At 70.7% G+C, this 20,580-nt stretch carries 17 protein-coding genes; 4 read left to right on the top strand and 13 right to left on the bottom strand.

The features are described from left to right. Positions 1 to 2: 2 nt before the first annotated feature. Positions 3 to 968 carry a UDP-glucose 4-epimerase GalE gene (galE, locus tag OG758_RS28660; protein ID WP_266563293.1) on the bottom strand — a complete coding sequence of 322 codons (966 nt, stop codon included), beginning with the start codon at positions 966 to 968 and terminating at the stop codon, positions 3 to 5. Beyond that, positions 965 to 2,026 carry a galactose-1-phosphate uridylyltransferase gene (galT, locus tag OG758_RS28655; RefSeq protein WP_326712589.1) on the bottom strand — a complete coding sequence of 354 codons (1,062 nt, stop codon included), beginning with the start codon at positions 2,024 to 2,026 and terminating at the stop codon, positions 965 to 967. Before galT ends, galE begins: the two co-directional genes overlap by 4 nt. Positions 2,027 to 2,237: 211 nt before the next feature. Between galT and OG758_RS28650 the strand changes: the two genes are divergently transcribed. Continuing rightward, entirely contained in the window at positions 2,238 to 3,920 is a 1,683-nt protein-coding gene (locus tag OG758_RS28650; RefSeq protein ID WP_266563290.1) for a sodium:solute symporter family protein, read from the top strand. Between the two features lie 18 nt (positions 3,921 to 3,938). Beyond that, positions 3,939 to 4,217, top strand: a complete 279-nt coding sequence (locus tag OG758_RS28645) for a hypothetical protein (RefSeq protein ID WP_227295200.1) — start codon at positions 3,939 to 3,941, stop codon at positions 4,215 to 4,217. 22 nt (positions 4,218 to 4,239) lie between these two features. Here OG758_RS28645 and OG758_RS28640 read toward each other — a convergent pair whose 3' ends face one another. Then, a complete protein-coding gene (locus OG758_RS28640; RefSeq protein WP_326712588.1) occupies positions 4,240 to 4,968 on the bottom strand; it encodes a helix-turn-helix transcriptional regulator in 729 nt (242 codons plus the stop codon). Positions 4,969 to 5,217: 249 nt separating this feature from the next. Here OG758_RS28640 and OG758_RS28635 point away from each other — a divergent pair, with 249 nt between their 5' ends. Then, positions 5,218 to 6,444, top strand: coding sequence for an IS30 family transposase (locus OG758_RS28635; protein WP_326712587.1), 1,227 nt, complete (start codon positions 5,218 to 5,220; stop codon positions 6,442 to 6,444). 84 nt (positions 6,445 to 6,528) lie between these two features. Here OG758_RS28635 and OG758_RS28630 read toward each other — a convergent pair whose 3' ends face one another. From OG758_RS28630 to rsmI, 10 genes are all read right to left on the bottom strand, one after another. Next, positions 6,529 to 8,391, bottom strand: a complete 1,863-nt coding sequence (locus tag OG758_RS28630; RefSeq protein WP_326712586.1) for an outer membrane protein assembly factor BamB family protein — start codon at positions 8,389 to 8,391, stop codon at positions 6,529 to 6,531. Positions 8,392 to 8,464: 73 nt separating this feature from the next. After that, the gene (locus OG758_RS28625; protein ID WP_326712585.1) at positions 8,465 to 10,273 is read right to left on the bottom strand and encodes an outer membrane protein assembly factor BamB family protein; all 1,809 of its coding nucleotides are present in this window, start codon (positions 10,271 to 10,273) and stop codon (positions 8,465 to 8,467) included. 181 nt (positions 10,274 to 10,454) lie between these two features. Then, positions 10,455 to 12,275: an ABC-F family ATP-binding cassette domain-containing protein gene (locus OG758_RS28620; protein WP_326712584.1), complete on the bottom strand. Its 1,821-nt coding sequence runs from the start codon at positions 12,273 to 12,275 to the stop codon at positions 10,455 to 10,457. 185 nt (positions 12,276 to 12,460) lie between these two features. Then, positions 12,461 to 12,724: a hypothetical protein gene (locus OG758_RS28615; RefSeq protein ID WP_326712583.1), complete on the bottom strand. Its 264-nt coding sequence runs from the start codon at positions 12,722 to 12,724 to the stop codon at positions 12,461 to 12,463. 78 nt (positions 12,725 to 12,802) lie between these two features. Beyond that, on the bottom strand, positions 12,803 to 13,702 hold the full coding sequence (locus OG758_RS28610; RefSeq protein WP_326712582.1) for a 4-(cytidine 5'-diphospho)-2-C-methyl-D-erythritol kinase: 900 nt from the start codon (positions 13,700 to 13,702) through the stop codon (positions 12,803 to 12,805). Then, complete coding sequence (rsmA, locus tag OG758_RS28605; protein ID WP_227295208.1) at positions 13,699 to 14,562, bottom strand: 16S rRNA (adenine(1518)-N(6)/adenine(1519)-N(6))-dimethyltransferase RsmA; 864 nt, start codon at positions 14,560 to 14,562, stop codon at positions 13,699 to 13,701. The genes OG758_RS28610 and rsmA overlap by 4 nt, the downstream gene beginning before the upstream one ends. Before the next feature lie 65 nt (positions 14,563 to 14,627). Further along, entirely contained in the window at positions 14,628 to 15,977 is a 1,350-nt protein-coding gene (locus OG758_RS28600; RefSeq protein WP_326712581.1) for a ubiquitin-like domain-containing protein, read from the bottom strand. Positions 15,978 to 16,112: 135 nt separating this feature from the next. Next, on the bottom strand, positions 16,113 to 16,994 hold the full coding sequence (locus tag OG758_RS28595) for a TatD family hydrolase (protein ID WP_326712580.1): 882 nt from the start codon (positions 16,992 to 16,994) through the stop codon (positions 16,113 to 16,115). Positions 16,995 to 17,069: 75 nt separating this feature from the next. Beyond that, positions 17,070 to 17,495, bottom strand: a complete 426-nt coding sequence (locus OG758_RS28590; RefSeq protein WP_326712579.1) for a hypothetical protein — start codon at positions 17,493 to 17,495, stop codon at positions 17,070 to 17,072. A 194-nt stretch (positions 17,496 to 17,689) separates the two neighbouring features. Beyond that, positions 17,690 to 18,586 carry a 16S rRNA (cytidine(1402)-2'-O)-methyltransferase gene (rsmI, locus tag OG758_RS28585; RefSeq protein WP_326712578.1) on the bottom strand — a complete coding sequence of 299 codons (897 nt, stop codon included), beginning with the start codon at positions 18,584 to 18,586 and terminating at the stop codon, positions 17,690 to 17,692. A 110-nt stretch (positions 18,587 to 18,696) separates the two neighbouring features. Here rsmI and OG758_RS28580 point away from each other — a divergent pair, with 110 nt between their 5' ends. Then, on the top strand, positions 18,697 to 20,460 hold the full coding sequence (locus tag OG758_RS28580; protein WP_326712577.1) for a dolichyl-phosphate-mannose--protein mannosyltransferase: 1,764 nt from the start codon (positions 18,697 to 18,699) through the stop codon (positions 20,458 to 20,460). Positions 20,461 to 20,580 lie beyond the last annotated feature (120 nt).

Below are 20,580 nucleotides of genomic sequence, written 5' to 3'. Positions count from 1 at the left end.
ACTTACCCCTCCTGGCGTGCCTGGGCGAAGGCCCAGGCGTCGGCGACGATTCCCGCGAGGTCCGCGCGGGACGGGTTCCAGCCGAGGCGCTCGCGCGCGGTGGCGGCCGAGGCGACGAGGACGGCCGGGTCGCCGCCGCGGCGCGGGGCGGTGACCTCGGGGATCGGGTGGCCGGTCACCTGGCGGACGGTCTCGATGACCTCGCGCACGGAGAAGCCGTTGCCGTTGCCGAGGTTGCAGATGAGGTGCTCGGCGGGGCGGGCGGCGTCCAGGGCGAGCAGGTGGGCCTCGGCGAGGTCGGCGACGTGGATGTAGTCGCGCACGCACGTGCCGTCGGGCGTCGGGTAGTCGTCGCCGTATACGGAGATCGCGTCGCGCCGGCCCTGGGCGACCTGGAGGACGAGCGGGATGAGGTGCGACTCGGGGTCGTGGCGCTCGCCGCAGCTGCCGTAGGCGCCCGCCACGTTGAAGTAGCGCAGCGACACGGCGGCCAGCCCGTGCGCGGCCGCCTCCCCGGTGATCATGTGGTCGACGGCGAGCTTGGAGGCGCCGTACGGCGAGGTGGGGGCGGTGGGGTCGGACTCGGTGATGGGGGTGCTGACGGGCTCCCCGTACGTCGCCGCGGTGGAGGAGAAGACGAGCTTGCGGACGTCCGCCGAGCGCATCGCGGCGAGCAGCGCCATGGTGCCGCCGACGTTGTTGTCCCAGTACTTCTCGGGCTTCACGACGGACTCGCCGACCTGGGAGAACGCGGCGAAGTGCAGGACGGCGTCGAAGGACGGGTCGAGCCACTTGGCTGCGTCGCGGATGTCGCCCTCGACGAACGTCACCCCTGCGGGCACGCCCTCACGGAAGCCGGTCGAGAGGTTGTCGAGCACGGTGACGTCGTGCCCCGCCTCGACCAGGTGCTGCGCGACCACGCTGCCCACATATCCCGCGCCGCCGGTGACCAGGTACTTCCCGCTCATGTACTCGCTACCTCTCGCAGTCTCTCGGCCGCGGTCTCCGGCGGCACGTCGTTGATGAACACGCTCATGCCGGATTCGGAACCCGCGAGAAACTTCAGCTTGCCGGAAGTGCGGCGGATGGTGAAAAGCTCGAGGTGGAGCGCGAAGTCGTCCCGCTGGACGCCGGGGAAGTCGTCCAGGGTGCCGAACGGCGCCTGGTGCCAGGCGGCGATGTACGGCGTCGGGGACTCCCCCGTTCCGAAGAGCCGGTCGAAGCGCCTCAAGAGTTCCAGATAAACCTGGGGGAACTCTGTGCGCGCGCCGTCGTCGAGGGCGAGCAGGTCGGGCACGCGGCGCTTGGGGTAGAGGTGCACCTCGTAGGGCCAGTGGGCCGCGTACGGGACGAAGGCCACCCAGTGGTCGCCCTCGAGGACGACCCGCTCGCCGGCGCGCTCCTCGGCGAGTACGTCGTCGAAGAGGTTGCGGCCGCCGGTCTGCTCCTTGTGCTCGGCGAGCGAGCGCAGCATGAGGGCGGTGCGCGGCGTGGTGAACGGGTAGCCGTAGATCTGGCCGTGCGGGTGGCCGAGGGTGACGCCGATCTCGGCGCCCCGGTTCTCGAAGCAGAACACCTGCTCCACGGAGTCCAGGTGGGACAGCTCGGCGGTGCGGTCGGTCCAGGCCTCCAGGACGAGCCCGGCCTGTTCCTCGGTGAGGTCGGCGAAGGACGACGTGTGGTCGGAGGTGAAGCAGACGACCTCGCAGCGGCCGGCGTCCCCGGCGAGCGAGGGGAAGCGGTTCTCGAAGACCGCCACGTCGTACGAGGAGTCGGGGATCTCGCTGAGCCGGTCGTCCTCGGACGGGCACAGGGGGCACTCGTCGGCCGGCGGGTGGTAGGTGCGGCCCTGGCGGTGCGAGGCGATGGCGACGCTGTCCCCGAGGAGGGGGTCGCGGCGGATCTGCGAGGAGGAGGCGACGGGGTCCAGCGGACGCCGGTCCACCGCGTCCCGCACGACGTCGTCACGCGAGTCGTAGTAGATGAGCTCGCGACCGTCGGCAAGCCGGGTCGACGTCTTCTTCACGTCCGATGCTCCTCATTCGCATCAACTCAACATAATCAAACATAACAAAGCACGCTTCAACGGGATGGTCAAGGCCACGGACGCATCCTTCCGTGCGTGACGTGTCACTCGCATCACAATCAAACAAAGAACCTCAGCGGAAGTGTTCATTTATTGAACATAGACGCGTAGGTTCCGGTCTGATCAGTTCGCGCAACGAAGCGAGTTCTCCATGCTGTCCCCCACACAAACCCTGGCCGCGGGGCTCCGGCTGCCCACCAACGGCCTCGACTACGCGATCCTGGCGATCTACTTCGCCGTGGTCCTCGGCATCGGGTTCGCCGCCCGGCGCTCCGTGAAGACCAGCCTCGACTTCTTCCTCTCGGGCCGCTCCCTGCCCGCCTGGGTGACCGGTCTGGCGTTCGTCGCGGCCAACCTGGGCGCCACCGAGATCCTCGGCATGGCGGCGACCGGCGCGCAGTACGGCGTCTCGGTCGTCCACTGGTACTGGATCGGCGCCATCCCGGCGATGGTCTTCCTGGGCCTCGTGATGATGCCCTTCTATTACCGCTCCAAGGTGCGCTCGGTCCCCGAGTACCTGCTCCAGCGGTTCGACAAGAGCGCGCACCTGCTGAGCTCCATACTCTTCGCCTTCGCGGCGATCCTGATCGCGGGCGTGAACCTGTACGCCCTGTCGATCGTCGTGGAGGCGCTGCTCGGCTGGCCGCAGTGGCTGGCGATCGTCGTCGCGGGTCTGTTCGTGCTCGCGTACATCACCATCGGCGGACTCTCCTCGGCGATCTACAACGAGGTCCTCCAGTTCTTCGTGATCCTCGCCGCGCTCATCCCCCTCTGCATCATCGGCCTCAAGCGGGTCGGCGGCTGGGGTGGCATGACCGACTCCCTGAAGAGCGCGCACGGCGACAACTTCCTCTCCGCCTGGGGCGGTACGGGCATCGGTGAGGCCAACCCGCTCGGCGCGAACTGGCTGACGATCATCCTCGGCCTGGGCTTCGTGCTCTCCTTCGGCTACTGGACGACGAACTTCGCCGAGGTGCAGCGCGCCCTGTCCGCGAAGAACCTCTCCGCCGCCCAGCGCACCCCGCTCATCGCCGCGTTCCCGAAGATCTTCATCGTCTTCCTGGTGATGATCCCGGGCATGGTCGCCGCGGTGCTCGTTCCGAAGATCGGCATGGCCGGTTCGGGCCTGACGTACAACGACGCGATCCCCTACCTGATGCAGGAGCTGCTGCCCAACGGCGTGCTCGGCATCGCGGTGACCGGTCTGCTCGCCGCGTTCATGGCGGGCATGGCGGCGAACGTGTCGTCCTTCAACACCGTGTTCACGTACGACATCTGGGCCAAGTACGTGAAGACCGGCAAGCCCGACGCGTACTACCTGAAGTTCGGCCGCCTCATCACGGCCGTCGGTGTCCTCGCGTCGATCGGCACGGCGTTCATCGCCTCGTCGTTCTCGAACATCATGGGCTATCTCCAGACGCTGTTCTCGTTCTTCAACGTCCCGATGTTCGTCGTCTTCATCATCGGCATGTTCTGGAAGCGCGCCTCGGTGAAGTCCGGCGTGTGGGGCCTGCTCGCGGGCACCACCGCCGCGATGGTCAACTACTTCTGGATCTACAAGCAGGGCGTCATCGACATCCCGACCGACCAGGGCGCCAACTTCGTGTCCGCGATCGTCGGCTTCGTCGCCGGTGCGGTCGTCATGGTCGTCGTCACCCTGTTCACCGCGCCCAAGCCGGAGGCCGAGCTCGCGGGCCTCGTGTACGGGACGACGGCGCCGGGCCTGGAGGAGCCGCCCGCCGAGGGCGACGACGCCTGGTACCGCAAGCCCGCGCTGCTCGGCTGGGGCGCGATCGTCCTCGCCGCACTGTGCTACGTCCCCTTCTCCCTCTGATCGGAGGCGCGATCAACCATGTCTGAACTCCACAACGAAGTAACCGAGTTGGAGCGCAAGTCCGCGACCGCGGCGCGGCTCTTCGACATCCGGCGCATCATCGGCGGACTGTTCGCGGTCTACGGGGTCATCGTCACGATCGCCGGCATCACGGCGTCCGACGCGGACCTGAAGAAGGCCGAGAACATCAACATCAACCTGTGGACGGGCCTCGGCATGCTCGCCCTCGGGCTGTTCTTCCTGGTGTGGCTGAAGCTGCGGCCGACGGCCCCGCCGACGCCCGACGCCGCCGAGTAACCAGCGCGCCAGGGGCCGGAGTTCACCGCACAGGTGACTCCGGCCCCTGCGGCATGCCGGGGTGGTCGGGGTGGCTCGTCACCTGCACCGGCCCCGCCCGGTCGAGGAGCCCCGTGCGCGCGGCCAGCGCCGCCGCCTCCAGCCGCGAGCCGACCCCCAGCTTCATCAGGACACGCTGCACATGCGTACGGGCCGTGCTCGGGGCGATGCCCATGCCGGCCGCGATCAGCCGGGTGTCCTCGCCGTCCCCGACCCGCATCAGGACCTCGACCTCGCGCGGCGTCAGCATCTGCAGGAGCCGCTGCCCCTCGTCGTCGGGCTGCGCGGCCGGATTGAGCAGCTCGCTGAAGGCCCCCTGCAGCAGCTGCGGCGCCACGGCCGCCTCTCCCGCCCGGGCCTTCATGAGGGCGCGCTCGACCCCCTCGATCCGCTCGTCGTGCCGTACGTAGCCGGAGGCGCCGGCCGCGAACGCCGCCGCGATCCCGCGCGGTGACGGCACGGGCCCGAGGACGACCACCGCCACCTGCGGGCGCTCCCGCTTGATGCGCACGATCGGGTCGAAGATGCCCGGCTCCGCGGGCGTCGCCGTACCGATGAGACAGACCTCGGGCGCCCTCGAGATCACCAGCTCGGCCGCTCCCGCGGCGGGCGCGGCCGCCGCGAGCACCCGGTGCCCGCGCAGCTTGAGAGCCGAGGCGAGCGCCTCGGCGAGCAGTCGATGGTCGTCGACCACCATGAGCCGCACACCCATAGAGTCATCCCCCCACATCCCCGGGATCCCGTGGGACCCCCAGAACCCCCTTGATGCGGAAAGCCCCCCGACTCCCCGACCTCCTCCATCTCCCGGAAGCTACACGCTCGTTCGGCGTTGCGCTTCCCCTACGGGTGAGAAGTGACCCGGAATGCCGGAATCTCCCGGCGGGCGGCGCATATGCCGACGGCCCCGCACCCTGTCCCCAGGTTCTAGTGGTCGTTGCAACACCCCAGTTCAAGGGGTGCGATGGACTTCGAGATTCGGGAGGACCGGGGTAAGTCTCGGGGTCCCAGAGCCCTGGTTCGTGAGCGGGAGGAATACTTCCGGCTCATGGACCAGGGCCTGACCAGCTATGACGCGTGCCGGATCGTGGGGATCAACTACCGGACCGGCAAACGCTGGCGGAACGGCCGGAACGCGAGGGGCACGACGGGGACCTATCCGGCGGTGCGTCGTCCCTTGCCTACTCAGGGACCGTCGCGTTACCTGCGCCAGGACGACCGGCTTTTCATCGCCGACCGGCTGCAGGAACGCGCGTCCGTCCGCCGGATAGCAGCTGAGCTGGGCCGCAGCCCGTCCACCATCAGCCGGGAGATACGCCGCAACAGCGCCACCGATTCCCGCGGCAACAGGCACTACCGTCCGCACGCCGCCCAGGTCAGCGCTGACGAGCGCCGCCCACGCCCCAAGCCGGGGAAGATCGGCTGCAATCCCGAACTGCGCGCCTTCATCCAGGACCGCCTGAATCTGCGCTGGAGCCCGGAACAGGTCTGCCAGGCTTTGCGGACACGGTTCCCGAGCCGGCCGGAGATGCACGTGGTCCACGAGACGATCTACCAGGCGCTCTACATTCAGGGCCGGGGTGAACTGCGCCGTGAGCTGGCCCGGGCCCTGCGCACCGGGCGAGCCCGCCGCAAGCCGCGCCGTCAGGCCCAGCAACGGCAGAAGCGGTTCATCGACCCCATGGTGATGATCAGCGACCGGCCGGCCGAGGCCGAGGACCGGGCCGTTCCCGGTCACTGGCTGGGCGATCTCATCATCGGCAAAGACGGCGGCTCCGCGATCGGCACCCTGGTCGAGCGAGCGACCCGCTATGTGATGCTGCTGCACCTGCCCCAGGGCCGCAGCGCCGAGCACGTCCGCGACGCACTGGTCGACACCGTCCAGACGTTGCCCAGTCACCTGGTGCGGTCCCTGACCTGGGACCAGGGATCGGAGATGGCCGCCCACGCCTCCTTCACCGTCGCCACCGGCATACCGGTCTACTTCTGCGACCCGGCCAGCCCCTGGCAGCGTGGATCGAACGAGAACGCCAACGGCCTGCTACGGCAGTACTTTCCGAAAGGCACCGACCTCGCGGTCCACCCCCACGAACACCTCACCGCCATCGCCGCAGAACTCAACGGTCGCCCACGCAAAACGCTCGGCTGGGAAACCCCAGCCGAGCGTCTGCATAAACTGCTCACGACCTGATCAACCGACCGTGTGTTGCAACGATCCCTGGAATCTGCCGTCCGGGTGCGGGGCCGTCGCGTGGCCGCGGTGAGCGGCCCGGAGTCACTTCGCCGCGAAGACCACGGCCTCGTACTCCTTCTCGTCCGCCGAGTACGGCTTGGAGATCAGTTCCTTGCCCATGGCCAGCCTGCCGTCGGTGTAGAGCAGTTCGGACTGGGTGGGGGTCATGCTGCTGATGACACTGGTCACGGCCTCCGTCGCCGGAGTGACCAGGAGCGTCTTCTGCTTCAGCGTCTTCGGGTCGATCGTGACGATCTCGGCACCCTTGTCGTAGGGGCCGTCCTTGTACGCCAGGACGTTCCCGCCGTCCATGCGGACCGGGAAGAGCGTGTACTCGCCGCCGTCGACGCGGTCGCCGGTGAGCCGGCCGTTCGCCAGGGAGAACGACACGATCTCGTTGGTCTGGCCGGACGCGCCGCCGCCGTCGTGCTCGCGGGTCGGCATGTAGACGCGGTCGTTGCCGACCGTGATGCCACGGCAGCCGTGCATCTCGCCGACCTCGCAGTCGAAGTCGTACCGGTCCTTCTCCAGCGAGACCTTGGCGCGCAGCTTGCCGGTGTCGTCGAGGGAGAACAGGTCCGACATCTCGACCTCCTCGCCGGTGGCGATCACGAAGGTGACCGGCTTGGTGGAGACGACGGAGATGACGTTCACGTCGGCCGGGATCTTGTAGGTCCACTTCGGCTTGCCCGTCGCCGGGTCGAGGAGCTGCACCTGGTGCTTCTCGTCGCCGTAGTCACCGCACTTGCGCACGGCGACCAGCTGCTCGCCGCCGCGGTAGCCGACGTCCTCGCAGGAGCCGGTCTGCGGCTGCCACAGGATCTTGCCCGACTTGATGTCGAAGGCCGCGCCGCCGTCGTAGCCGCCGCCGACCGCCAGCGTGGAGCCGGTGATCGACAGTTCCTTGAACGGGATGTCACGCCCGCCGCTGCCGACGCTCTTCGTCCACAGCTTCTTGCCCGTGTCGACGTTGAAGACCGTGATCTTGGTGCACGGCTGGTATTCGTACTCCTTGGGCTTGCGCGGGGCCGCCTCGCTGATGACCGCGCTCAGGCCGTCCTGGGTGACCTCGGGGGCGCCGCCGCACGTCTGGCCGGGCAGCGGGAGCGTCCAGGACCTCTTGCCGGTGTCCGCGGCGTAGCCGTTGATCTCGCCCACACCCGCCTTGGCGTACGTCGTGTCCGTGAGCCAGGAGCCCTTGGTGCTGAACACCTCGTCCTTGGGCACCTCGTGCTGGGGCAGCTGGAAGAGGACCTGGGAGCTGGTGTTCCCCGGGACCTTCTCCTTGCTCGCGCCGCCGGTGGTGGTGCCGCCGGAGCCGCCCTTGTCCCCGCCGTCGCCCTTGCCGCCGGTGCCACCGGTCGGGCCCGCGGTGCTGGCGTCGATCTTGTCGCCACCGGACGAGGCCGAGTACCAGACGCCGCCGCCGATGATCAGGGCGACCGCGACGACAGCGCCGATGATGATCATCATCTGGGAGCTGATCTTCTTGCCGGCGCCGCCGCCCGCCGCCTGCATGGGCGTGGTGACCGGCGGCGGGTAGGCGCCGTACTGCGGCGGCTGCTGGCCCGGGTAGCCGTAGCCCTGCGGGGGCGTCGGCGGCTGGCCCTGGGGGGCCTGCGGGTAACCGTAGTTGGGGGCCGGCGGCTGCGGGTGGCCGTAGCCGCCGGGCGGGCCCTGCGGCGGCGTCGGCGGCTGGGCCGGAGGCGGCGTCTGGGGCGCCTGCGGGTAGCCGTAGCCGGGCTGCTGCCCGGGCGGGGGCGGCGGCGTGGGCGCGCCGAACCCTCCGGGCGGGGGGTCCTGCGGAGCGCCGAACCCTCCGGGCGGCGGGTCCTGCGGCTTGCCGAAGCCCACCGGCGGCGGGCCCTGCGGCGGCTCGTTGGGCGGCTGGGGCGGCTGCGTCATGACGTCTGTACCTCGGGTGACGGGGAGAAGGAGCGGGCGGCGGTGCGGTGGGCGGTCACTGGGGCTGCGGCGGTCACTTGCCGTACGCCAGCATCAGTTTCTCCTCGCCCTTGGCGGTGCCGGACAGACGCGTCGTGGAGATGTAGAAGCGCCCGTCGACGTAGTCGATCGCCTTGGAGTAGAAGCCGTTCTCGATCTGCGCGGTTCCCGCCGGGTTCTGCAGCAGCGTCTTCGGCGTGTGCGAGCCCGCCGTCGCGATCGACACGACCCGGCCTCCGGCGTCGTACGAGGCGTTGACGTAGGCGATCACCGCGCCGCCCGAGGTCTTCAGCGGCAGCATGTTCTGCGCCACCGGCGACTTCGCGCGCCAGCGCTCCTTGCCGGTCTCCAGGCTGATCGCGACGACCTCGTTGGCGGTGCCGCTGGTGGCCTTGGTCGGCAGGTACAGGGTGTTGGTGTCGGCCGCGACGCCCGTGCAGCCCTGGAGGTCACGGTCGAGGATCGCCCAGCCGCACTCGGGCGCGAAGTCCTCGTCGACCGAGACCTCGGAACGCACCGCGCTGCTGCCGTTCTTCAGCGTGGTGATGTTCCACTTCTTCTTGTCCTCGTTGGTGAGGTAGAGGACGACCGGCGAGACGGAGTAGGCGCGGGCGACCTTCCAGCCCTTGGGGAACGGCTTGGTCCACTTCGCCTTGCCCGTCGCCGGGTCCAGCTCCTGGATCTCGTCGTGCTCCTTGTCCGTGGAGGCTCCGCACGAGGAGACGGCCAGGAGGCGCTCACCGCCGGCGAACGCGCCGGGGAAGCAGGCCGCGCCGTACTTCTTCTTCTCGAAGAGCTGCTTGCCGTCGCTGACGCTCAGGCCGAGGCCGGACATCTGGCGGCCGACCATCAACGTGCTGCCCGCGTACGTGAGTTCGACGCCGGTACCGGTGCCGTCGAAGAGGTCCCCCTCGGGGATCTTCTTCTCCCAGTCCTTCTTGCCGGTCTTCAGGTCGATCTGCTGGACCTGGTTGCACTTGGCCCGGTCGGTGACACCGCTCATGTACGCGAGGGCGACCTTGTCGTCGTCCGACTTCTGCACGCTGGCGCCGCAGATCTTGTGCGGCAGCGTGATCGTCGGCCAACTCGGCTTGCCGTCCGAGATGTTGTACGCGACGAGCTCGTTGTAGACCGCCTTCGCGGCGAGCGTGTCGGTGACCCACATGCCGGGCGCGTCCGCGCCGTCGCCGGGGGCCTTGGGCGCCGTCTTGTACCAGAGGACCTTCGACTCACCGGCCTGGCGGCCCGCGTTGAGATCCTCCTTGCCGTCGCGTCCGTCACCGGAGCCGTCACCCGGGTCGACCGGCGCGGAACCGGTGGGCTTGGGGTCCTGGCTCTTGTCGGCGACGGGGTCCTTCTTCTTGTCGTCACCGCCGCCCACGACCGCCCACACCACACCGCCGGCGATCACGACGACGGCCACCGCGGCGGCCACGATGATCCCGGTCCGGCCCTTGAAGGGATTCTTGCCGCCGCCGCCCGGGGCCGCGGGGCCACCGGGGAACGGGGGCTGCTGCTGGGGGTAGCCGTACTGGGGCTGCTGCCCGTAGGGGCCGGGCTGCTGCGCGCCGTACGGGCCGGGCTGCTGCGGAGGCGGACCGTAGGGCCCCGGCTGCTGCTGCGGCTGACCGTAGGGACCCGGCTGCTGGGGCTGACCGTAGGGGCCGCCCTGCGGGGGCTGACCGTACGGGCCCGGCTGCTGCGGGTAGCCGTATCCGGGCTGCGGGGCCGGCGGCGTCTGCGGCGGCTGCCCCGGAGGCTGCGGCGGCTGGGCCGGCGGCTGCTGTGGATCCTGTGGTGCTCCGAAGCCGCCTTGCGGCGGCTGATTGGGCGGCTGAGTCATCAGCGCTCCCCCCGTCTTCACTGATGTGTCTGCTCGCCTGGTCGATTTCAGGACGTTCTCTGGTCGTTCTCAGGCAATTCCCAGAGCGACCTTTCTATCACCCTGTGCAGTAGCACATCGGGCCGGTCGCTCCCCTGTTCCCAAGGGAGCACCGGCCCGTGATGGGTCTGTTACTGGAGCTTCACGCGTCCTCCGCGAGCTCGAGCCAGCGCATCTCCAACTCCTCGCGCTCCCCGACCAGTTCACGCAGCTCCGCGTCCAGCTTGGCCACCTTCGCGAAGTCCGTGGCGTTGTCGGCAATCTGTGCGTGCAGCTTGGTCTCCTTCTCGGACATCTTGTCCATCTGCCGCTCGATCTTCTGGAGTTCCTTCTTCGCGGCACGGGCGTCCGCGGCGGACACCGTCTTCTCCGGCGCGCCCGCGGCGGGAGCCGGGGCGGCGGCCGTCATCGAGGCGGCGACAGCCTCCTCCATGCGGCGGCGGCGCTCCAGGTACTCGTCGATGCCGCGCGGCAGCATCCGCAGCGCGGCGTCGCCGAGCAGGGCGAACACGCGGTCCGTGGTGCGCTCGATGAAGAACCGGTCGTGGGAGATCACGACCATGGAGCCGGGCCAGCCGTCGAGGAGGTCCTCCAGCTGCGTGAGGGTCTCGATGTCGAGGTCGTTCGTCGGCTCGTCGAGGAAGAGGACGTTCGGCTCGTCCATGAGCAGGCGCAGGATCTGGAGGCGGCGGCGCTCACCGCCGGAGAGGTCACCGACGGGCGTCCACTGCTTCTCCTTGTTGAAGCCGAAGGTCTCGCAGAGCTGGCCCGCGGTCATCTCACGGCCCTTGCCGAGGTCGACACGGTCGCGGACCTGCTGCACGGCCTGGATGACGCGCAGTTCGGGGTTGAGCTCGGCGACCTCCTGGGAGAGGTAGGCGAGCTTCACGGTCTTGCCGACGGCGACGCGGCCCGCCGCGGGCTGCTCCTCGCCGTCGGTGCGGGCGGCCTGCGCCATGGCGCGCAGCAGGGAGGTCTTGCCCGCGCCGTTCACACCGACGAGGCCGATGCGGTCGCCGGGGCCGAGCTGCCAGGTCAGGTGCTTGAGGAGCACCTTGGGACCGGCCTGCACGGTGACGTCCTCGAGGTCGAAGACCGTCTTGCCGAGCCGGGAGCTGGCGAACTTCATCAGCTCGCTCTTGTCGCGCGGCTCCGGCACGTCGGCGATGAGCTCGTTGGCGGCCTCGATGCGGTAGCGGGGCTTGGAGGTGCGGGCCGGGGCGCCGCGGCGCAGCCAGGCCAGCTCCTTGCGCATCAGGTTCTGCCGCTTGGTCTCCTCGGTCGCCGCGATGCGCTCGCGCTCGGCGCGTGCGAAGACGTAGTCGCTGTAGCCGCCCTCGTACTCGAAGACGTCGCCCTTCTGCACGTCCCACATGCGGGTGCAGACCTGGTCGAGGAACCAGCGGTCGTGGGTCACGCAGACGAGGGCGGAGCGGCGGGCCTGGAGGTGCCTCGCCAGCCAGGAGATGCCCTCGACGTCGAGGTGGTTGGTGGGCTCGTCGAGGACGATCAGGTCGGGCTCGCCGATGAGGAGCTTGGCGAGGGCGATGCGGCGGCGCTCGCCGCCGGACAGCGGCGCGATGACCGTGTCGAGGCCCTGTGGGAAGCCGGGCAGGTCGAGTCCGCCGAAGAGACCGGTGAGCACGTCGCGGATCTTGGCGTTGCCCGCCCACTCGTGGTCGGCGAGGTCGCCGATGACCTCGTGCCGGACGGTCGCCTCGGGGTCGAGGGAGTCGTGCTGCGTGAGGACGCCGAGGCGCAGGCCACCGCTGTGGGTGACGCGGCCGGTGTCGGCCTCCTCCAGCTTGGCGAGCATCCGGATGAGGGTGGTCTTGCCGTCGCCGTTACGCCCGACGACACCGATCCTGTCCCCCTCGGACACGCCGAGCGATACGCCGTCGAGCAGGGCACGGGTGCCGTACACCTTGCTGACTGCCTCGACATTGACCAGGTTGACTGCCATTTCGCTCCTGACAAGGGGGTGGATCAGTCTTCCAGCGTAGTCGCCGCGAGGGATCGGCCGGCCTGCGCCTTCGTTGTGACAGCTCGGACACGGGCGGGACGGACGGGGGTGCGGGGTGCGGGTGCCGCGACGGCTTGCGCTGTGCGACGCCACGCCCCATGCCGAGAAGTTCGCGACGGCCGCGTTCAGGGCCTTCGTGCGGCGCGCCGTCGAGCGGCACGGCTGCGGGGGCCTGCGCCTGCCCGGCTGAGCACCGCGGCGACCTCGCGCGGCCGCGCCACCCTGCCCTGCCAGCCGCCACCGGCGGGCGGAGGCAGGAGGTGGCCGCGGGTGGCGAGCGCGGAGTGCAGCCCGACGAGGGCGATCGCGCCGAGCGGTACAAGGACCTGCCCCCGGCCGATACGTCGTCTGCGGCGCCGGCGCCCGGCGCTCGTGATGTCGGTGGTCATGGGGACCACGGTGCCGCAGCGCCCGTTGCGGCCGACAGCGCGGACGTACTCAGTTACCCGTGAGTACGTCCGGCTGCGTCAGCGCTGGACGACCGTCGCGCCCTGCGCCGGAGACGTCGTGACCCGCACGGAGCGACAGGTGCCGGACGCCGTGAGGGCGGCGGCGACCGCCCGCGCCGACTCCTCGTCCGCGCAGAGGAACGCCGTGGTCGGGCCCGAGCCGGAGACGAGGCCCGCGAGGGCGCCCGCCGCCGTGCCCGCGTCGAGGGTGTCCTTCAGCGCGGGGAACAGGGAGAGCGCGGCAGGCTGGAGGTCGTTCGTGAGCGTCGCGGCCAGCGCGCTCGCGTCGCCGCGACGCAGCGCGTCGAGCAGGGCGGGCGAGGCCTCCGGCTCGAGGATCGCGCGCCCCTGTGCGAGGCGGTCGAACTCGCCGTAGACGGCGGGCGTCGAGAGCCCTCCGTCGGCGGCCGCGAACACCCACCGGAACTCGCCGCCCACGTCCAGGAGTTGAAGCTTCTCGCCGCGTCCGGTGCCGAGCGCCGCCCCGCCGACCAGACTGAACGGCACATCGCTGCCCAACTCGGCGCAGATGTCGAGGAGTTCGTCCCGGGTGGCACCGGTTCCCCACAGTGCGTCGCAGGCCACGAGCGCGCCTGCGGCGTCCGCAGAGCCGCCCGCCATGCCGCCGGCGACGGGGATGTCCTTGTCGATGTGGAGGTGGACGCGGGGCTCGATCCCGTACCGCTCGCCCAGCGCGATCGCGGCGCGGGCCGCGAGGTTGGTGCGGTCCAGCGGGACCTGGTCCGCGCCGGGGCCCTCGCAGGTGAGGGTCAGCTCGTCGGCGGCGGTCGCCGTGACGTCGTCGTGGAGGCCGACGGCGAGGAAGACGTTGGCGAGGCCGTGGAAGCCGTCGGGGCGGGCGGCGCCCACCGCGAGCTGGACGTTGACCTTCGCGGGGACCCGTACCGTCACGCTCACTGCTTGTTCTCCGCGATCCGCGCGAACTCCTCGACCGTGATGGCCTCGCCGCGCGCCTGCGGGGAGACACCGGCCGCGACCAGGGCGGCCTCGGCGGCGGCGGCCGATCCGGCCCAGCCGGACAGGGCGGCGCGCAGGGTCTTGCGGCGCTGGGCGAAAGCGGCGTCGACCACGGCGAAGACCTCGCGCTTGGAGGCGGTCGTCGCCACCGGCTCGGTGCGCCGGACCAGGGCCACAAGACCGCTGTCGACGTTCGGCGCGGGCCAGAAGACGTTCCGGCCGATGGAGCCGGCGCGCTTCACGTCCGCGTACCAGTTGGCCTTGACCGACGGGACGCCGTAGACCTTCGAGCCGGGGGCTGCCGCGAGGCGGTCGGCGACCTCGGCCTGCACCATGACGAGCGTGCGCTCGATGGTGGGGAACGTGTCGAGCATGTGCAGCAGGACCGGCACGGCGACGTTGTAGGGCAGGTTCGCGACGAGCGCCGTGGGCGCGGGGCCCGGCAGTTCGCGTACCTGCATCGCGTCGGAGTGGACGAGCGCGAAGGCGTCCTTCTTCTGCGGGAGGCGGGCCTCGATCGTCGCGGGCAGCGCGGCGGCGAGCACGTCGTCGATCTCGACGGCGGTGACATGGGCCGCCGCCTCCAGGAGCGCCAGGGTCAGCGAGCCGAGGCCGGGGCCTACCTCGACGACGTTGTCCTCGGGGGTGACCTGCGCGGTGCGGACGATGCGGCGGACCGTGTTGGCGTCGATGACGAAGTTCTGGCCGCGCTGTTTCGTGGGCCGCACGCCCAGGGCTGCCGCCAGTTCGCGGATGTCGGCGGGGCCAAGCAGGGGGCCCTGGGGGTCAGTGGTGCTCACGGTCTCAGGGTACGGGGCGCCGCGGCCGGGTCCCGACCGGACCGCGGGCCCCCGCACCACCCCGGCTACCCGTGCAGGCGGCCACCGCAGTGCGGCCACGGGCTCGCGCCGCGCCGCACGTACAGCTTCTTCGCCCGGTACGTCTGCTCGGAGGCGGACGCGTCCTGGGGCCGGCCGCCGCCGCCCAGGCTGCGCCAGGTCTGTACGTCGAACTGGTAGAGGCCGCCGTAGGTGCCGGTGGAGTCGGTCGCGCCGGGGCGCCCGCCGGACTCGCACCGGGCGAGTTCGCTCCAGTGCAGGCCGTCGGCACCGGCGACGGAGGACGGCGGGGGCTTGGTGCCGACCTTCACGAGCCGGCTGCGGGGCTCACGCACGACCTCGGCACTCAGGCGACGCGGCTTCTGCCTGACGCCGTTGACGGTGCGCAGGGCGTAGGTGACGCGCCGGGCGCCCTGGCGGCCCGCCCGTTCGACGACCTCGGTGCCGCGGAACAGGGTCGGGTCCAGGATGCGCTCCACGACGTACGCGATGACCTCCTCGCGCACCTCCCTGCTGCCCTTGATGCGCATGACGCTGATCGTCTGTCCGTCGCGCGGGAAGCTGTCCTGCGGCACGGACGTGGTGTCCTGGCCGTGCAGCGAGATGCCCGCCTCGTCGACGGCGTCCCGGACGGTGGCGGCGTTGGTGCGGATGGTGCGCTCGCGGCCGTCGGCCATGACCGTGACGCTGCGTTCGGTGCGGACGTCGAGCGCGAGGCCGTCGCCGGCGATGCGGCGCGAGCGGGACGTGGAGAGGTAGGCGCCCTCGGCGCGGACGCCGAGCTGGTGCAGGGCGCCGTCGACGGTGGCCGAGGTGGTCCACACCTTGCGGCGCTCCCCGTCGAGGGTGAGGTGGACGAGCCTGCCGTAGCGCACGGCGACCTCGTCGCCGCTGGACAGGGCGGTCCCGGGGGCGGGGGCGACGACATCGTGCGGGCCGACGTCGACGCCCTCGTCGGCGAGCAGCTCGCTGACGTCGTCCGCGAAGGTGTGCAGGGTGCGCGGCCTGCCGTCGACGCTGAGCTGGATCGTCTTGTCGGCGGCGACGAAGGCGGTGGTTCCGCCGGCCAGGAACGCGACGACGAGGGCCTGCGGCAGCAGGCGCCTGAGGGTCTCGGGCCGTTCGGGCCGTTTCCTGCGCCGGGCCGCTCTGCGGGCCTCGGCGCGCCCCGCGGTCTGCGGGGCGGGGTCTGCGGCCGGGGCGGACGGGCGCGGCAGCAGCGCTTCGGGCACGGGCCAGGCGGGCTGGGTCTCCATCGACTCGTAGCCGGGGCGGTAGGTGTCCGCGTGCGGGTGCGGGCCGGGCGGTGGTTCGTATGTTCCGAGCGCGACGAGCGTTTCCTGCGGCTCATACGTCCCGTACGGCGAATTGCTCACGACGACGCTCCTGGGTCCGGATCGGCGAGGAGAACCTAGCGGAGCGATCGTCACTCTCCAAAGCGGCGCGACTACGCTGTGTCGCGGCTCATTTCCGGCCCTCCCCTCCCGGCGCCGCCCCGGGGGCGCTGCCGGTCAGTAAGCGAAGGCGCGGGCCGTGTTGGCGGAGACGGCCGCCGCGAGGGTGTCCTCGTCGAGGCCCTTCACCGCGGCCATCGCGCGCAGCGTGACCGGAATGAGATACGGGGCGTTAGGCCGTCCGCGGTAGGGCGCGGGGGTCAGGAACGGTGCGTCGGTCTCGACCAGGACGAGCTCGCGCGGGGCGGCCACGAGCGCGTCGCGCAGGGGCTGCGCGTTCTTGAAGGTGATGTTCCCGGCGAACGACATGAAGTAGCCGTTCTCTGCGCAGATCCGGGCCATTTCGGCATCTCCGGAGTAGCAGTGGAAGACGGTGCGCTCGGGAGCGCCCTCCTCCTTGAGGATGCGCAGCACGTCGTCATGGGCGTCGCGGTCGTGAATCACGAGCGCCTTGCCGTGCCGCTTGGCGATCTCGATGTGGGCACGGAAGGAGCGCTCCTGCGCGGCGATGCCTTCAGGTCCCGTACGGAAGTGGTCGAGTCCGGTCTCGCCGACGCCCTTCACGTGCGGGAGGGCCGCGAGCCGGTCGATCTCCGCGAGCGCCTCGTCGAGGGCGGCGTCACCGCCGGCCGGCCGCTCGCCCTGCCGCGACCAGCCGTCGGGGTCGCCGAGGACGATGCGGGGCGCTTCGTTCGGGTGCAGCGCGACGGTGGCGTGCACGCTCGGGTGCGCGGCCGCGGTGTCGGCGGCCCAGCGGGAACCGTTCACGTCGCAACCGACCTGGACGACGGTCGTCACACCCACCGACGCGGCCTTGGCGAGGCCCTCCTCCACCGTGCCCGACTGCATGTCGAGATGGGTGTGCGAGTCGGCGACCGGCACCGCGAGGGGCGCGGGCAGCGGCGGCGGGGTGACGTCCTTCGAACGGTCAGAGCTCATGCCCCGATCCTACGAAGCCGGGGTCGGTGGGGTCGTCGGGGTCCGGTCGCGGTCCGGTGGGTGATCAGCCGGTGATCAGTCGGTCTTGCGGTTCTGGAAGGGGTGCAGCAGGTCGGAGAGGTGCCAGTGGTGTTCCTTCGCGGGGTGCTCGTCGCCCTCGCCCTGCTCCGCCGGCATGATCCCCTCGCGTTGCATCACGCCGCGGATCGACGAGACCCGCCCCGCCCTCATGATCCGTACGACATGGCCGCCGCAGTTCTGGCACGTGGGCCGGGTCAGCGGCGACGGGACACGCTCGCCGCCCGCCACGTACATCACGAATTCCGCGCCGTCGCCGTCGATGTGGTGCTCGATCTCGAAACTCTGCTCCCAACCGTGACCGCACCGCATGCAGGCGAAGGCGTACGACTCGTGGGCGATGGCTGTGGCCGCGCTCCGGTTCGGTATCTGGGGTGCGGCAGCACCGGTCGGGGTCGGTACGGCGCCTGCGATCTCACTCATGCCTGCTCCTCTTGCCCTCTGGACAAGGCACTTCGGGGCGGGGCATTACATCCGCCCTGAAGCGTGGGACGGGTGCGTCCCTTCAACCAGTGGACGCTTCTCCCGGCGCGATCGCATCAGGCCTGTCGACTATTGGATCCGATTTGGCCTTTCCTTATCGGAAGGGGCCCGATGCGCGGCCTGCGCTTTGCCTTTCACGATAGTCCTTTGCTCCCCGATGGGGCGCCCCGTGCGGCATTCTTTGCCGCGACCACGGCATCGAAGACCTCACGCTTGGGTAGCCCGGCCTCGGCGGCCACGGCGGCGATGGCTTCCTTTCGCCGCTCCCCCGCCTCCTCGCGCACCTGCACCCTGCGTACCAGCTCGGACGCGTCGAGTGACTCCGCGCCCTTTTCCGGGGCACCCTCCACGACGACGGTGATTTCGCCGCGTACGCCTTCCGCGGCCCATTTCGCGAGTTCCCCGAGCGGGCCCCGCTTCACTTCCTCGTATGTTTTGGTGAGCTCGCGGCACACGGCCGCCCGGCGATCGGCGCCGAATGCCTCCGCCATCGCGGCGAGGGTGTCGTCGAGGCGGTGCGGGGCCTCGAAATAGACGAGAGTGCGGCGTTCCTCCGCCACTTCCCGCAGCCGGCCCATGCGCTCGCCGGCCTTGCGGGGCAGGAAGCCCTCGAAGCAGAACCGGTCGACGGGCAGCCCGGACAGCGCGAGCGCGGTCAGCACGGCGGACGGCCCCGGCACGGCGGTGACCTTGATGTCCCGCTCGACGGCGGCCGCGACGAGCCGGTACCCCGGGTCGGACACGGACGGCATGCCCGCGTCGGTCACGAGCAGCACCCGGGCCCCGCCCGCGAGCGCCTCGACCAGTTCGGGCGTACGGGCGGACTCGTTCCCCTCGAAGTACGACACGACGCGCCCGCCCGGGGTCACCCCGAGCGCCTGCGTCAGGCGCCGCAGCCTGCGGGTGTCCTCGGCGGCGATGACGTCGGCGTCGGCCAGCTCCTTGCTGAGCCGGGGCGGCGCGTCCGACACGTCTCCGATGGGCGTGCCCGCGAGCACGAGCGTTCCGGGGGAATCTGGGCTTGATGTCACGGATCCATCCTCGCAGGGGCGGGGCGGGCCGACACGTCCCGCCCCGGGGCCGGCCGACTCGGCGGGGCCGCACACGGGACTCGCACAGTGACGTTCCCTACGATGGCGCGGTGACCAGTACTGCGTCCTCGCCGCACTCGCCCTCGACCAGCGCCCCGCCGGGCCAGAACCCCGGCGAGGCGCGGCAGCCGTCGACGTGGGAGCGCCGGCTGCGGCGGTTCGGTCACGTGGCGCGGCCCAGGGGTGACGTGGGCACGCGGCTCGTGCCGCCGTACGCGCCGCCTTCGTCGCGGGTGTGGGCGACCCTCGGTCTCTCCGACAGCCTCGCGCGGGGCGTGACCCGCTGGTCGGGCTGGCTCGGTCCGCTGCTCGTGACGCTGATCGCGGGCCTGATGCGGTTCTGGCATCTCGGCAGCCCCAAGGCCGTGATATTCGACGAGACGTACTACGCGAAGGACGCGTGGGCGCTGATCCACCGCGGCTTCGAGGTCAACTGGGACAAGAACGCCAACGATCTGATCCTGAAGACCGGCGGCCATGTGCCGCTCCCGCACGACGCCGCGTACGTCGTGCATCCGCCGGTCGGCAAGTACGTCATCGGGATCGGTGAGTGGCTGTTCGGTTTCGATCCGTTCGGCTGGCGGTTCATGACCGCGGTGCTCGGCACGCTGTGTGTGTTCCTGGTGTGCCGCATCGGGCGGCGGCTGTTCCGCTCGACGTTCCTCGGCTGCCTGGCCGGTCTGCTGCTCGCCGTGGACGGCCTCGCGTTCGTGATGAGCCGCACGGCGCTGCTCGACTCGGTCCTCGTGTTCTTCGTCGTCGCCGCGTTCGGCTGCCTGGTCGTGGACCGTGACAAGGCGCGCGGGAAGCTGGCCGCCGCGCTCCCGAGGGGCGAGGACGGCGTGCCGCGCCCCGACGCGCACATCGCCGAGACGCTGCGCCTGGGCTGGCGCCCGTGGCGGCTGCTCGCCGGTCTGTGCCTGGGGCTCGCCGCGGGCACGAAGTGGAACGGCTTCATCTACCTGGCCGCGTTCGGCGTGCTGACGGTCCTGTGGGACGTCGGCGCGCGCCGCGTCGCCGGGGCCGGCCGGCCGTACGTCACCGTGCTCAAGCGGGACCTCGGCTGGGCGTTCCTGTCGACGGTGCCGGTCGCGGTCGCCACGTACGTCCTGTCCTGGCTCGGCTGGATCCTTTCTCCTGCCGACGGGACCGGCGGCTACTTCCGCAACTGGGCGGCGACCGACGGCCGGGGCGGCTCCTGGACCTGGCTGTTCCCCGACTGGGTGCGCAGCCTGTGGCACTACGAGCACGAGGTCTACAAGTTCAACGTGGGGCTCAGCTCCCCGCACATCTACCAGTCGAACCCGTGGAGCTGGCTCGTCGACGGCAGGCCGGTCTCGTACTTCTACGAGTCCCCGCTGCCCGGCAAGGACGGCTGCCCGGCCGGCGCGGGCGACAAGTGCGCCCGCGAGGTCCTGGCACTCGGCACCCCGCTGCTGTGGTGGGCGGCGGCGTTCGCCGTGCTCTATCTGCTGTGGCGCTGGTTCTTCCGCCGCGACTGGCGGGCGGGCGCCATCACGTGCGCGATCGCCGCGGGCTATCTGCCCTGGTTCAACTACCAGGAACGCACGATCTTCTTCTTCTACGCGGTCGTTTTTGTGCCCTTCCTGTGTCTCGGCGTCGCGATGCTGGTCGGCGCGATCCTGGGGCCACCGGGGTCCGGGGAGCGGCGCAGAGTCGTGGGCGCGGCGAGCGCCGGCGTGCTCGTCCTGCTGATCGTGTGGAACTTCGTGTACTTCTGGCCGATCTACACCGGTCAGGCGATCCCGTTCAGCTCCTGGCAGTCCCGGATGTGGCTGGACTCCTGGGTCTGACCTCGGACGTCCCGCCCCCTCGCAAGCGGTCTCCGTTCGGACAAGTTCGGACAACATCTGCGCACTCCCGTCACACCGGGCCCGGCCGCCGCCTAAAGTTCCCCACCGGAACCTGGGGAG

The organism is Streptomyces sp. NBC_01474, assembly GCF_035918215.1.
Taxonomy (GTDB): Bacteria; Actinomycetota; Actinomycetes; order Streptomycetales; family Streptomycetaceae; genus Streptomyces; species Streptomyces aureus.
Note: the sequence above shows the minus strand (reverse complement) of the source record. Positions and strands in the feature narration are given on the sequence as shown.

What these genes read in the sequence shown, in the direction of transcription:
- OG758_RS28590 (WP_326712579.1), bottom strand. Translation starts at nt 17,495, where the DNA reads ATGAGTGAGATCGCAGGCGCCGTACCGACCCCGACCGGTGCTGCCGCA.
- OG758_RS28595 (WP_326712580.1), bottom strand. Translation starts at nt 16,994, where the DNA reads ATGAGCTCTGACCGTTCGAAGGACGTCACCCCGCCGCCGCTGCCCGCG.
- OG758_RS28625 (WP_326712585.1), bottom strand. Translation starts at nt 10,273, where the DNA reads ATGACTCAGCCGCCCAATCAGCCGCCGCAAGGCGGCTTCGGAGCACCA.
- OG758_RS28630 (WP_326712586.1), bottom strand. Translation starts at nt 8,391, where the DNA reads ATGACGCAGCCGCCCCAGCCGCCCAACGAGCCGCCGCAGGGCCCGCCG.
- OG758_RS28615 (WP_326712583.1), bottom strand. Translation starts at nt 12,724, where the DNA reads ATGACCACCGACATCACGAGCGCCGGGCGCCGGCGCCGCAGACGACGT.
- galE (WP_266563293.1), bottom strand. Translation starts at nt 968, where the DNA reads ATGAGCGGGAAGTACCTGGTCACCGGCGGCGCGGGATATGTGGGCAGC.
- OG758_RS28645 (WP_227295200.1), top strand. Translation starts at nt 3,939, where the DNA reads ATGTCTGAACTCCACAACGAAGTAACCGAGTTGGAGCGCAAGTCCGCG.
- OG758_RS28620 (WP_326712584.1), bottom strand. Translation starts at nt 12,275, where the DNA reads ATGGCAGTCAACCTGGTCAATGTCGAGGCAGTCAGCAAGGTGTACGGC.
- OG758_RS28650 (WP_266563290.1), top strand. Translation starts at nt 2,238, where the DNA reads ATGCTGTCCCCCACACAAACCCTGGCCGCGGGGCTCCGGCTGCCCACC.
- OG758_RS28640 (WP_326712588.1), bottom strand. Translation starts at nt 4,968, where the DNA reads ATGGGTGTGCGGCTCATGGTGGTCGACGACCATCGACTGCTCGCCGAG.
- OG758_RS28635 (WP_326712587.1), top strand. Translation starts at nt 5,218, where the DNA reads ATGGACTTCGAGATTCGGGAGGACCGGGGTAAGTCTCGGGGTCCCAGA.